This is a genomic window from Granulicella cerasi, assembly GCF_025685575.1.
GTDB lineage: Bacteria > Acidobacteriota > Terriglobia > Terriglobales > Acidobacteriaceae > Granulicella > Granulicella cerasi.
The window spans coordinates 40961-53724 of sequence record NZ_JAGSYD010000003.1; the positions used below are offsets into that span (position 1 = coordinate 40961).

Sequence of the window (12764 nt, forward strand, 5' to 3'; positions counted from 1 at the left end):
ATGACAGTCCGCAAAGCATTCAAGGCCGCAGCGATCACGCTCTTTGTGATCTTCTGCGGCCTTGTTGTTTCTGCGCTGCTCCTTTACTGGAGGAACCGCAGACTTCAGATTGCAGACGAAGCAACCTTCGAGATGAAGGCAGTTGAACTCGAGCGCGCCCTACCCGCCGGCACTCCGCGAGCAGCCGTCGAAGACTATGCAAGACAGCACGATCTGGACATCGTCGAAGATGGCTCGTCGAATGTCGTCTTCAGACTCCAGCGCATCCATTCAGCGCAGTGGTATTGCGGGTACTGGATAGGAGTCGAGCAACTTGGCTTCGACTCGAAGAGTGATGCGGCTCCCCGCACAACAGCGCGCCGCCATACCGACGGTGACTGCTTGTGACGAACTGGGACACAAAGGCGCATCATAGAAGCTGTGAAGACGCTCGTTACGACCTCGCTCCTCTTTGCCGCCTCCCTCTCGCTCGCCGGATGCAAGTCCAACAAGCCCCAACCTACTGAGTCCACCAACAACGCTGCCGCAGCCGTCCCCGCCGACGCAGGCACGATCTCCGGCGTGGTGAACTTCTCCGGCAAAGCGCCGGAACGCGTCAAGATCGACATGACGATGGATCCGGCGTGCGGCATGACCGCAGGCACGAACCTCAGCGAGCAATTCGTGGTGACCGGCGGAAAGCTCGCCAATGTGTACGTTTACGTAAAGGGCGTGAAGCCGAGCAGCGCGCCCGCAGGCCAGGCACCCGTTTCGCTCGATCAGAAGGGCTGCAAGTACGTGCCGCACGTCATCGCACTGCAGCAGGGCGGAAGCGTAAAGTTCACGAACTCCGACCCCACCATGCATAACGTGCACACCATGCCGGAGATGAATGCCACCGTAGACGTGAGCGAAGGCCCCATGAGCGGCTCCGACACCAAGCAGTTCGCGAAGGCCGAGACAATGATCCCCGTCCGCTGCAACAACCATCCGTGGATGAACGCCTTCATCAACGTCGCCGACTCGCCGTACTTTGCCGTCACCGGCACCGACGGCAGCTTCACCATCAAGGGCCTCGCGCCGGGAACCTATACCGTCGCAGCCGTGCATGAGAAGCTCGGCGAACAGGATGTGCAGGTCACGGTCCCCGCCAAGGCAACCGCAAAGGCCGCGTTTACGTTCCAAGCGAAGTAAGTAGATTCGCTAGGAGCGTAGCCCATGGGCGTGGCACTCGTTACACACAATATTCCGCTGTGGTTTCTCGTGCTCAGCCTGTTCCTGCCGCGCCTTTGCATCGCGCTCGCGTTCCTGCAACATACGATGGGCCAGTACATTCCGTCAGCGGTCGGGCTCATTCCGATCCTCGTCTGGCTGCTGGTGCCTCGCATCCTCATCCTCTTCTGGATCTATCAGGACCAGGGCATCGGCCTCTGGTTCCTGATCCACGCTATTGCACTGTTGCTGGCCTGGGGCGGCGGAGGCACCCGCGTGGTGCGCCGCCGACGCGTCGAGGTCATTGACTAGCGTTTCTTACGGCAAATAAGCGCTTGGCTATATCGCAATTCTTATCGGGCGATAAGTAAAACCAGCGTTATAGGGGATAACCAATCCGTTATCCTTAAGCCATGGAACGTCGTCAAGTCGGAATTCTGGGTGCAACCGGCGCTGTAGGTCAGCGCTTTATTCAACTCCTCGCCAACCATCCATGGTTCGAGATTTCGTGGATTGCCGCGAGCGATCGCTCTGCAGGCAAGACCTACGAGGACGCCTGCAAATGGCGCCTGAGCACGCCCCTGCCCGAACGCATTGCCAAGATGGTGCTCCAGCCGAACGTGCCGGAAGGCTCGGCTGTCGAGCTGCCTCGCATCATCTTCTCTTCCGTGGACTCCGACATCGCCAAGGAGCTTGAGCCGAAGTTCGCCGCTGCAGGTTGCGCGGTGATCTCGAACAGCTCGGCCTTCCGCATGGGCGCGGATGTACCGCTCGTTGTGCCGGAGGTGAACGTCGACCATCTCGACGTCATCGAGCAGCAAGCGACACGCAAGACCTCGGGCGGCTACATTGTCACCAACCCGAACTGCTGCGCCATCGGTCTTGTGCTTCCCTTGGCAGTGCTCGAGCAGAAGTGGGGCATTGAGAAGCTCTTCGTTTCAACGATGCAGGCGGTCTCCGGCGCGGGCTACCCCGGCGTTGCGTCGCTCGACATCCTCGGCAACGTGATCCCCTACATCAAGAACGAAGAAGAGAAGCTGCAGGAAGAAGTTGCCAAGCTGCTTGGCGGCGTGAACGACGGAGCCTTCGCGCCCGGCGACATGACCGTCTCGGCGATGTGCCATCGCGTGCCCGTCATCGACGGCCACACCGAGGCCGTCAGCGTAAAGCTGAAGAAGCCCGCGACCGCTGAAGAGATCATCGCCGCCTGGCGCGCGTTCAAGCCTCTGCACCAGGGTGCTGACGCAACACACCTGCCCTCGGCCCCGGATTCGCCCGTGGTTTATGAAGAGGGCGTCGATCGCCCGCAGCCGCGCCTCGACCTCGAGACCGGCAACGGCATGACCACGACCGTTGGCCGTCTGCGTCCCTGCACGCTCTTCGACTGGAAGTTCACGCTGCTCAGCCACAACACCATCCGTGGCGCAGCAGGTGCAGCACTCCTGAACGCAGAAATCCTCGCCGTTCTCGGCAAGTTCGACTTCCGCAAATATCCGCCGGTGAACTCCGCGCGTGAAGAAAGCTCGGTGAACGCATGAGCACCCCGCGTCCGCAAATCGTTGTGATGAAGTTCGGTGGCACCTCGGTCGAAGACGCGACCGCGATGCTGCGCACCGCCTCGATCGTTGAGGGCCGTATCCGCAAAGGCCTGCGTCCTGTTGTCGTTGTCTCCGCGATGGCGAAGGTAACCGATGCCCTGCTCGCCGCAGCAGCAGCCGCGGGCAAGAACGAGCGCGATGAAGCGCTGAAGATCAGCGATGGTCTCCGCACGCGCCACCTTGGCGTGGCTGCGGAACTCGCATCGGGTGACGCACTCACCTCGCTGCAGCTCAACGTGCACCACGACTTCGATGCGCTCGACGAAATGCTGCGCGGCATCTGCGCCGTGGGCGAACTCACGCTGCGCTCCACTGACAACATCGTCAGCTTTGGCGAGCGTCTCTCCTCACGCATGGTCACTGCGGCGTTCAAGCACCGCGGCATGGACTCCGCGCACGTGGATGCGCGCACGGTGATCATCACCGACGATCACTACGGTAAGGCCGCGCCCGACGAAGCGAAGATCGCTCTCGCTCTCGAGGCCGGCGTGCTTCCGCTCGTCGAAGACGGCAAAGTTCCGGTCATGGGCGGCTTCATCGGCTCGTGTAACGGCATCACCACCACGCTCGGACGCGGCGGTTCGGACTACACCGCTGCCCTCGTTGGCGGCGGTCTGCACGGCGGCGCCATCGAAATCTGGACCGACGTGAACGGCATCATGACCACCGATCCCCGCATCGTGCCTGAGGCCCTGCGCGTAAAGACGATCAGCTTTGAAGAAGCCGCTGAGTTGGCGTACTTCGGCGCCAAGGTGTTGCACCCCGCGACAATTCTCCCCGCTGTGCAGAAGAACATCCCCGTGTGGGTGCTCAACTCGCGCAACGCCGAGAATGAAGGCACGGTCATCACGGCGACGCAACCGCACTGCAAGAGCCCGTTCAAGTCCATCGCCGCCAAGAAGAGGCTGACGATCATCGACATCGTCGCGAGCCGCATGCTGCTCGCACACGGCTTCCTCAAGATGGTCTTCGACGTCTTCGACAAATACGGTTGCGCGATCGACATGGTCTCGACCTCCGAGGTCTCGATCTCCGTCACGGTGGACTCGCGTGAGTCACTGCCGGAGATCTGCGCGGAACTGTCAAAGATCGCGGACGTAAAGCTCGAAGGCTCCAAGGCGCTCATCTGCCTCGTCGGCGAAGACATTCGCGGCCACGCAGGCATCGCCGGCCAGGTTTTCAGTGCTGTCGAGCATGTGAACCTGCGTATGATTTCGCAGGGTGCCAGCGAAATCAACATGAGCTTCATGATCAACGAAGAAGATGTAGAAGAGGCAATCCGCTCGCTGCACAAAAAGTTCTTCTCTTCGCCAGATCCGAGCATCTTTGACGTAGAAGCTGCAGCCGCAGCCAAGGCATAACTCAGCCACAAGCTGAAGAAGGAAACACCATGCGTATTCTCGTTCTCGGTGTAGGCAAGACCGGCAAGCTCGTCGCGGAGATCGCGGCCGAGCACGGACACAGCGTGCACGTACTCGACGCCAAGGAAAACAAGGACGCAGCGGCGCTCACGCCGCCGTTCGTCGCAGGCTTCGATGTCGTCATCGACTTCACCACGCCTGAGGCCGTCATCTCCAACATGCGTGCGGTGCTCGCCACCGGCGGCAAGATGGTCGTCGGCACCACGGGTTGGTACGAGAAGCTTGCGGATATGAGCAGCCTCGCAGACCGTCGCGGCGCTTCCCTGCTCTACGGCACCAACTATTCCATCGGTGTGCAGATCACGATGGAGCTGGCAAAGCGTATGACCGATGCGCTGAAGAACTTCGGCTACACCTTCTCGATCTCCGAGACGCACCACACCTCGAAGCTCGACAGCCCCAGCGGAACGGCACTGACGCTACGCGATGTCGTCGCCGCAGAGCTTCCTGCAGACACCGCCGTCACCATCACCGCACATCGCATCGGCGATGCTGCCGGCATCCACACGCTGGAAGCCGAAAGCTCCTCCGACAAGCTCCTGCTCACGCATGAGTCGAAGTCGCGCCGTTCGTTCGCCGAAGGCGCCGTACGCGCGGCCGAATGGCTCGCGGAGCAGAAGCCCGCGGTTTATAACTTCCGCGACGTCTACGACAAGGTCTAGGACACGCCAAGACACAGAGGCCCGCGAAGCTAACGCTCCGCGGGCCTCTCCTTTTGCGGCGCTTACTTCTTACTCAAGACAATCTCAACACCACCCCCGAACGCGCGCGTCTGCATCGGCACGCCCACGACCTCCTGATAGCTCGCGTTATTGAGGTTCGTCATCTGCACGTAGGGATGAACACGCCAACGCTCATACGCGGCCGACGAATCAAACACCGGATAGAGCTGCCCGTTGTAGCGATTCACCACGCGCAAACGCTCGCGCAGCGTAAGCCCGCAGCGCAACGAAGCGTTGTAGCTCAGACTTGCGTTCTCGTTGGCGTAGTTGAAGACATAACGCGATTGATAGCCGTTCAGCGCATCGCGAGCACCGCTCAGTCCGGTAAACGCTGCGCGAATCTCCTGCCCCTGCGCTGGTCGCCACAGTACGGAAACCTCTGCACCGGTGAGTTGAATGTGCGTCAGGTTCGCCGCCGTGTAGATCGTTGCAGCATTGGGCCGCACGTAGTCAATCACGTTCTTTTGCGAAGAGGTGAAACCCGTCGCCGAGATCGCCCAGTGCATGCCGGGATAGTAGTCGAAGCCGCCCTCGTAGCTCCAGGCGGACTCCGGCTTGAGATTCGGATTGCCCTTCGAAGTTGGGTCTGAGTAGTAAAGGTCCGTGTACGTCGGGATGCGGAAGCCTTTGCTGATCGCACCGCGCAGCTTCAGCCGCTCACCGATGTACTGGTCCAGCGCAAACGAAGGCACAAACACCTTGGTCCCACCTGAGAAGATCTCTTCGCGTCCACCAATCGTCAGCGCTCCGTGCTTCGTCGTGCGAACGCGTGCGTTCAGATAACCTGCGCCGCGATTGCGTCCATGATGACCGAGGTTCGAACTCGCAATCTGATCGAAGTTGAAGTCCAATCCTGCGTCCAGGCCAAGCTCCTGCCACCTGAAATCATCATGCCGCCGCACCACTCCCTGCCAGCTCGTATCAACATGGTTGTTCTCATACGCCGCGGGGTTCAGACGGTAGAGCACAAACTCGTCGGTGTGCCGGCGATAAGCCACCGCCGTCTGCGTCTGTTTACCGAGTCGCTGCTGCAGCGCGGCATACCAATCCTTCGTGCGCTCCCACGACGGGTAGTTGCCATAGAACTGCGCTGCGCCGTAAGCTCGGTCGCTCGCTGCCACGAGCAATGATCCTTCGCCAAACGGAGCAGCATACCGCGTCTCGTTCGCGACCTCCTCGGAGCGATAATCGCGATCAGCGATGAAGCCTTCAGAGAACTCGCGATTGCCACTCAACTGATCGCTGAACTTCTTACCACCGTAGCCGAGCACCGCGGACCCGCTGTTACCACCAAAGCTCGCAGCGCCCGCCCGCAGGCGCGCCGACCAGCCTGCCTGCGGCTTGGCGGTAGTCAGATTCACCACACCGCTCACCGCATCGGATCCGTAGAGCGTCGAACCCGCACCATGCAGCACATACGCACCATCGAGCGCCTGAAACGGCACAGGGATATCAAGGTTGAAGTGTGAGGTCTGCGCGTCGTTAATACGCAAACCGTTCAAGAGCACCAGTGTCTGCTCATACGACGAGCCGCGGATCGACACGTCGCTCTGTACGCCACCGCCGCCTCGCTGCTGAATATCCACCGAGGCGTCATCACGCAGCAGAGACGCCGTGCCATCCGTAGTGAGTCGCACAGGCTGCACGACCAAAGACGCTGTAGAGCGCTGGCTTTGCGCCTCCGTCACAGGATCGAGCGTGCCGACAACGGTCACCGACTCCTTCACCGGAGCTGGCGCTGCAGGCGCTTGCTGCTGCGCGGCCACTGAAATACAGCAGGCCACGCCAAAGGGCCACAGCAGCATACGCGCCGAAGAAGAGATCCATGTCATATCTTTCGAGCTTGAACGAGCTCGATGAATCCTTCAATCCTAGTTCTGTATGATCTGAAATAATTGAACGCATCAATCAAAGCCATGCGCATAGAAACCTTCCTCCACGAAAGCCCTCTCTTCTGTGTCATGCAGACCTCCCGTCGCTTCGACGCGATGACCGCCGAGCTCTTCAAACCAGATGGACTCAGCCTCCTCGAAGCCCTGGTGCTTTCGGCGCTCTTTTTCGAGTCCGCCGTGCCGGTCAAGCCATCACAACTCGCGGAAACCTTCGATACGACTCGCAGTAACGTGAGCCATTGCATCTCTTCGCTGGAGGCGCGCGGCTTCGTGCAACGCAAGGTCGATCCAGCCGATGCCCGCGCTTATCACCTCGTGCTGAAGCCGCAAGGCCGTAAAGTCGCCGTGCGCGTCATCGGCGCGATGGACAAACTGCAGAACCACTTCGAGCAGCAGGTCGGCAGGGACTCTCTACGCCGCAGCCTCGGCGTCATCCGCAAGCTGGCGACGCCTGAATAAGCCGAAAATCATCCGCCCTTGCCAGCGCGGCATTCGCGACCTAGGCTAGTACGCATGGCAACCGCATCCGCTTCCGTCTTCGCGTCTCTTTCCTTCGAACAAAAACTCGACCGTCTTGCAGAAGTCGCCGTGCGCATTGGCCTGGGCCTGAAGGAAGGCCAGGAGCTCGTGCTGACCGCGCCGACCGACGCTCTGCCGCTTGTGCGCCGCATCACCGAGCACGCATACAAAGCGGGGGCGAAGATGGTGACCACGTTCTTCTCCGACGACGCAACGACGCTGGCGCGCTATCAGTTCGCTCCTGACGACAGCTTCGACTACGCGCCCACCTGGTACTACGACGCGATCGCTGCGTCCTTCAAGTCCGGCGCAGCTCGCATGGCCATTGCTGGCGCGAACCCTGCGCTGCTGAAGTCGCAGGACCCCAACAAGGTTTCGCGCGCCGGCGTTGCGGTATCGAAGGCCTATAAGCCTGCGATGGAGTTGATCACGCGCCATGAGATCAACTGGACGATCGTCGCCGCAGCCACGCCAAAGTGGGCGGAGCTTGTCTTCCCCGGCGAGCCGGAAGATGTTGCCGTGGCGAAGCTGTGGGACGCGATCTTTCACGCTTCACGCATCACCAGCGACGACCCCGTTGCGCAGTGGCGTGAGCACGGCGAGAACCTGAAGCGCCGCGTGGACTTCCTCAACGCCAAGCGCTTTCACTCGCTGCGCTTCCACAGCGATGATGGCAAGACCGACCTAACGGTCGGCCTCGCAGACAATCATCTGTGGGCAGGCGGCGGAACGACCGCAGGTAACGGTATCTACTGCCAGCCGAACATCCCCACGGAAGAGTGCTTCACCACGCCGCACAAGGACCGCGTGAACGGTTTCGTCACGGCATCCAAGCCGCTCTCGCATCAGGGCACACTGATCGAAAACATTCAGTGCGACTTCGTGAACGGCAAGATTGTGAAGGCCACCGCGACCGCTGGAGAAGAAGCGTTGAATAAGTTGATCGCGACCGACGAAGGCGCACGCAAGCTCGGCGAAGTGGCCTTGGTGCCTCATGCATCGCCCATCGCAGAGTCAGGCATTCTCTTCTGGAACACACTTTTCGATGAGAACGCCGCGAGCCACATTGCGCTCGGCCAGGCGTATTCCACCTGCCTTATCGGCGGAGAGAAGATGAGCGACGAGGAGCTCGCCAAGCTCGGTGCCAACGAGAGCCTCATCCACGTGGACTGGATGATCGGCGGACCGACGATGAACGTTGATGGCGTCAGCGAAGATGGCCACGCCGAACCGCTGATGCGCGGAGGCAACTGGTGCGACTAGTTCGCACAGTAGCGATCGCAACTCTGCTGTGTGCGTCCTCCGCGGCGCACACGCAGACGCAGAGCATCGACAGCTACATTCACGAGAGCTGGGATAAGCTCTCGCGCTCGACTACCGAATGCACTTCGGTGGTCGACACCAAGCTCAACACCACTCCGATTCTTTACCTGCCTGCTGACGTGCGCGAACCCGCGTCCGTAAACGCAATGCGCACGCAGTGCAAGGTGGATGTGCAACATCTTCCGCGTGTGATCGAGCACGAGGGCGATGTCATGCCTGCAGACATTCAACGCCCCGGCTTGCTCTATCTGCCGAACCGCTACGTCGTCCCGGGCGGCCGTTTTAATGAGATGTACGGCTGGGATTCGTACTTCATCCTGCTCGGCGAACTCGAAGACGGACGCAACGATCTCGCTCGCGGAACGGTAGAAAATTTCTTCTACGAGATCGATCACTACGGCGCGATTCTCAACGCGAACCGCACGTACTTTCTAACGCGTTCGCAGCCTCCATTCCTCTCCTCGATGGTGCTTGCTGTGTATCGTGCGGAGCAGAAGCAAGATCCGAAAGCCGCGAAGAAGTGGCTGCGTCGCGCATGGCCCTACCTGCAGCGGGATCATGACCTGTGGACACATGCGCCGCACCTTGCAGGCAGAACCGGACTCGCCCGCTACAGTGATCTCGGCCACGGCCCCGTGCCGGAGATGAGCGATGACAGCACGTACTACGTCGACGTCATTCACTGGCTGCGAGCGCACCCTTCGCAGGAGACGGCAGCGTATCTCGAACCTGCGAACGCGAAGCAGAAGTGCGCAGCGAATGAGCAGTGCCTGCGCGCAGAAGCAGACGGCTATCAACTCACGGAGAAGTTTTTTGCGGGTGATCGAGCCATGCGCGAATCAGGCTTCGACACCACATTTCGCTTCGGTCCTTACAGCGGATCAACGGACGAGTTTGCGCCCTTCTGCTTGAATGCGTTGCTCTACAAGTACGAACGTGATGTCGCATTCATCGCTGCAGAGCTTGGCCACAGCGATGATGCGGTGGCGTGGAGCACGACCGCAGGCACACGGCTCGCCAAGATCCGTGAACTGCTGTGGAGCGAGAAGCTTGGCATCTTTGTGGACTACAACACGCACACGCAGCAGCAATCGTCTTACGCGTACTCGACAACGTACTACGCACTCTGGGCTGGGATCGCGACGCCGGAGCAAGCGAAGCGTCTCGTCTCGGCCCTTCCCCTCTTCGAGCGCAAGGGCGGCTTGATGACGAGCAATGTCACGACCGGCGTGCAATGGGACGCACCCTACGGCTGGGCGCCGTTGCAGTGGCTTGCGGTCGATGGACTGCAACACTACGGCTACGATGCAGAGGCTCGTCGCATCGCGGAAGAGTTCATGACGAGCGTGCGCAACGGCTACACCCACGATGGCACCATCCGCGAGAAGTACAACGTAGACACCGCATCTGCCGAGGTCGTCGTCGGCACAGGCTACAAACAGAACGTCATCGGATTCGGTTGGACGAACGGCGTTTATGTGAAGCTGCGCGCCTTACTGGCACCGGCGACGAAGTAAACTTGCAGCATTCTTCCTTGAGAGTGCACAAGCCATGTCCGAGCGACAACTTACACCGAATCGACTCGAAGCCTTCACCGATGGCGTGATCGCCATCATCATCACCATCATGGTGCTGGAGCTGAAGGTCCCTGCGCGCGAAGTAAGCAACGGCGAAGCGCTGATACATACGCTGCCGATGCTCTTCATCTACCTGCTCAGCTTCGTGCAGACGGGTATTTATTGGGTGAATCATCACTACATGATTCATGAGGTGAAGCGCGTCACACACGGCCTGCTGTGGGCGAATCTCTTCTTCCTCTTCACCTTGTCGCTCATCCCTTTCGGCACCATGTGGGCTGGCGAACGAGGCCTCACCTCGTTCAGTGTCGCCCTCTACAGCGTGTGCTGCGTGCTTCCCGCTGTCACATGGAACCTGCTCTCAAATGCCATCTGTCGGTCGGGCGGCAAGCACGTTGCAGGGAGTGGAAGAACGGCGAAACAAGTGCTGTCTGGTTGTCTATACCTTGCTGCGATTCCCACCGCATACTTCTCGCGCATCGCTGCAATCGCCTGTATTGGCGCGGTCGCGGTGATGTGGCTCATTCCTCCGAAAGAGATTCGTGAGCTATCGCGTCAGCCACTCAGCTAACGCGATAAACTTACCTCTGGAATGAACCTCGAAGGCTGCGGCACCGCACTGATTACACCTTTCCGCCATGATGGCTCGCTCGATGAAGCGGCCCTGGTGGCTCACGTCAATTGGCAGATCGCCAACGGCATCAACCTCCTTATCCCATGTGGCACTACCGGCGAAGCCGCCACGCTCAGCGAGCAGGAATGGCTGCGGGTTATCGAAGTGACCGTGCAGACGGCCGCTGGTCGCGTGCCCGTCTTTGCGGGTGCGACCCACAACGCAACACACCAGGCTGTGCTGAACGCGAAGAAGCTCGCGGGCATCGATGGCCTCACCGGCATCCTCACGGCGAACCCGTACTACAACAAGCCTGGGCAGGAAGGTCAGTACCAACACTTCAAGGCGATCGCCGAAGCAGTGGACATGCCGATCATGCTCTATAACATCCCCGGGCGCACCGGCACGAACTTGTTGCCGGAGACGATCCTTCGCCTCGCGGAGTTGAAGAACATCGTTGCCGTGAAGGAGTCAAGCGGCAACCTCGTGCAGATCACCGAGTTGCTCACGCAGGCTCCGCGCTCACTGCGCGTCTTCGCAGGCGATGATGCGCTGGCTCTGCCCACGATCGCCGTCGGTGGCTGCGGACTTATCTCCGTCGCATCGAACGCGATGCCCACGCTGATGTCTGCCATGACGAACTCCGCCGTACACGGCGACTGGATCAACGCGCGCCGACTTAACCGTCAGCTCTTCGAGTTCATGCAGGCGAACTTCATCGAGCCGAGCCCGGCACCGATCAAGACCGTGCTGCAACTGATGGGCCGCAGCAACGGACAACTCCGCTTGCCGATGGTTCCGGTGAGCGCAACGACGCGTCGCAAACTCGAAACCGTGATCGGCGAGCTCGGACAGTTGCAGGACCGTCCTGACGCACGCCCGCGCATGTTCTAAACAACAAACGAACTAGGAGAGGCGAGGAAGTAGGAAGAAGGCACAACTGTGCTGCTCTTCTGAATTCGACCTCACCCTCAGCAAGAGGAGAGATGATGAGCACTGCAACACTGGAACAGACGATTGAACATTGGTTTGCCGCAGGCGCCGACGCAGCAGGCAACGCGGAAGCCAAGCAGGCGTTCCTCGAACTGCGCGATGCGCTCGAAGCAGGCACCCTGCGCTCGGCCGAGCCCGACGCCTCGCAGCCGACCGGCTGGCGCGTCAACGCGTGGGTGAAACGCGGCATTCTGCTCGGCTTCCGCGTAGGCGCGATGGAAGAGATGAACGGCAACCACCCTGAGGGCGGTTCCATCCTGAGCTTCGTCGACAAGTCCACCTACCCTGCGCGCCGCTGGACGCCGGAGCAGGGTGTGCGCGTCGTTCCTGGCGGCTCGTCAGTGCGTTCGGGTGCTTACCTCGCGAAGGGCGTTGTGATGATGCCCCCGGCTTACGTCAACGTGGGTGCGTACGTCGACGAAGGCACCATGATCGACTCGCACGCGCTCGTGGGCTCATGCGCACAGATCGGCAAGCGCGTTCACCTCTCCGCTGCAGCGCAGATCGGCGGCGTACTCGAGCCGGTGAACGCTTCACCGGTCATCATCGAAGACGATGTGCTCGTCGGCGGAAACACGGGCGTGTATGAAGGTACGATCGTGCGCTCGAAGGCCGTGCTCGCGGCTGGAACGATCCTCACGCGTGGCACACCGGTGTATGACCTCGTCAACGGCACGATCCTGAAGGCGACTGCTGAGGCGCCGCTGACGATCCCGGCTGGCGCGGTAGTTGTCCCCGGTTCGCGCGCTGTCACTGCCGGCCACGGCAAGGACATGGGCGTCAGCGTCTACACGCCGGTCATCGTGAAGTACCGCGACGAAAAGACCGACCTGTCGACCGCGCTGGAAGACCTGCTGCGCTAAGCGGCAGTTACCCCAAGTGTTACAAAACGACAAATTTCCGGACCGAACGGAA

13 protein-coding genes are annotated in these 12764 nt (G+C 60.5%); 12 read left to right on the top strand and 1 reads right to left on the bottom strand.

From position 1 onward, the window contains the following. The 6 genes from OHL11_RS09715 to dapB all read left to right on the top strand — a co-directional run bounded on the left by OHL11_RS09715 (nucleotide 1) and on the right by dapB (nucleotide 4872). Nucleotides 1–387, top strand: a complete 387-nt coding sequence (locus OHL11_RS09715; protein WP_263371316.1) for a hypothetical protein — start codon at nucleotides 1–3, stop codon at nucleotides 385–387. Nucleotides 388–420: 33 nt separating this feature from the next. Further along, nucleotides 421–1173 (top strand): carboxypeptidase regulatory-like domain-containing protein, encoded by a 753-nt coding sequence (locus tag OHL11_RS09720; RefSeq protein ID WP_263371317.1) that lies wholly within the window; start codon nucleotides 421–423, stop codon nucleotides 1171–1173. A 24-nt stretch (nucleotides 1174–1197) separates the two neighbouring features. Further along, nucleotides 1198–1503: a hypothetical protein gene (locus OHL11_RS09725; protein WP_263371318.1), complete on the top strand. Its 306-nt coding sequence runs from the start codon at nucleotides 1198–1200 to the stop codon at nucleotides 1501–1503. A gap of 101 nt (nucleotides 1504–1604) precedes the next feature. Beyond that, entirely contained in the window at nucleotides 1605–2729 is a 1125-nt protein-coding gene (gene asd / locus OHL11_RS09730; protein ID WP_263371319.1) for an aspartate-semialdehyde dehydrogenase, read from the top strand. After that, nucleotides 2726–4150, top strand: a complete 1425-nt coding sequence (gene lysC / locus OHL11_RS09735) for a lysine-sensitive aspartokinase 3 (protein WP_263371320.1) — start codon at nucleotides 2726–2728, stop codon at nucleotides 4148–4150. Before asd ends, lysC begins: the two co-directional genes overlap by 4 nt. 29 nt (nucleotides 4151–4179) lie before the next feature. After that, on the top strand, nucleotides 4180–4872 hold the full coding sequence (dapB, locus tag OHL11_RS09740; protein WP_263371321.1) for a 4-hydroxy-tetrahydrodipicolinate reductase: 693 nt from the start codon (nucleotides 4180–4182) through the stop codon (nucleotides 4870–4872). Between the two features lie 62 nt (nucleotides 4873–4934). Here dapB and OHL11_RS09745 read toward each other — a convergent pair whose 3' ends face one another. After that, nucleotides 4935–6764, bottom strand: a complete 1830-nt coding sequence (locus OHL11_RS09745) for a TonB-dependent receptor plug domain-containing protein (protein ID WP_263371322.1) — start codon at nucleotides 6762–6764, stop codon at nucleotides 4935–4937. A gap of 129 nt (nucleotides 6765–6893) precedes the next feature. Between OHL11_RS09745 and OHL11_RS09750 the strand changes: the two genes are divergently transcribed. From OHL11_RS09750 to OHL11_RS09775, 6 genes are all read left to right on the top strand, one after another. Beyond that, nucleotides 6894–7283 (top strand): MarR family winged helix-turn-helix transcriptional regulator, encoded by a 390-nt coding sequence (locus OHL11_RS09750; protein ID WP_263371323.1) that lies wholly within the window; start codon nucleotides 6894–6896, stop codon nucleotides 7281–7283. A 54-nt stretch (nucleotides 7284–7337) separates the two neighbouring features. Beyond that, the gene (locus OHL11_RS09755; protein ID WP_263371324.1) at nucleotides 7338–8606 is read left to right on the top strand and encodes an aminopeptidase; all 1269 of its coding nucleotides are present in this window, start codon (nucleotides 7338–7340) and stop codon (nucleotides 8604–8606) included. Further along, nucleotides 8597–10183, top strand: coding sequence for an alpha,alpha-trehalase (locus OHL11_RS09760; RefSeq protein WP_263371325.1), 1587 nt, complete (start codon nucleotides 8597–8599; stop codon nucleotides 10181–10183). Before OHL11_RS09755 ends, OHL11_RS09760 begins: the two co-directional genes overlap by 10 nt. A 34-nt stretch (nucleotides 10184–10217) precedes the next feature. Further along, nucleotides 10218–10814 (top strand): TMEM175 family protein, encoded by a 597-nt coding sequence (locus tag OHL11_RS09765; protein WP_263371326.1) that lies wholly within the window; start codon nucleotides 10218–10220, stop codon nucleotides 10812–10814. A 21-nt stretch (nucleotides 10815–10835) separates the two neighbouring features. Further along, nucleotides 10836–11750: a 4-hydroxy-tetrahydrodipicolinate synthase gene (gene dapA, locus OHL11_RS09770; protein WP_263371327.1), complete on the top strand. Its 915-nt coding sequence runs from the start codon at nucleotides 10836–10838 to the stop codon at nucleotides 11748–11750. A gap of 95 nt (nucleotides 11751–11845) precedes the next feature. Further along, nucleotides 11846–12712, top strand: a complete 867-nt coding sequence (locus tag OHL11_RS09775; RefSeq protein WP_263371328.1) for a 2,3,4,5-tetrahydropyridine-2,6-dicarboxylate N-succinyltransferase — start codon at nucleotides 11846–11848, stop codon at nucleotides 12710–12712. Nucleotides 12713–12764 lie beyond the last annotated feature (52 nt).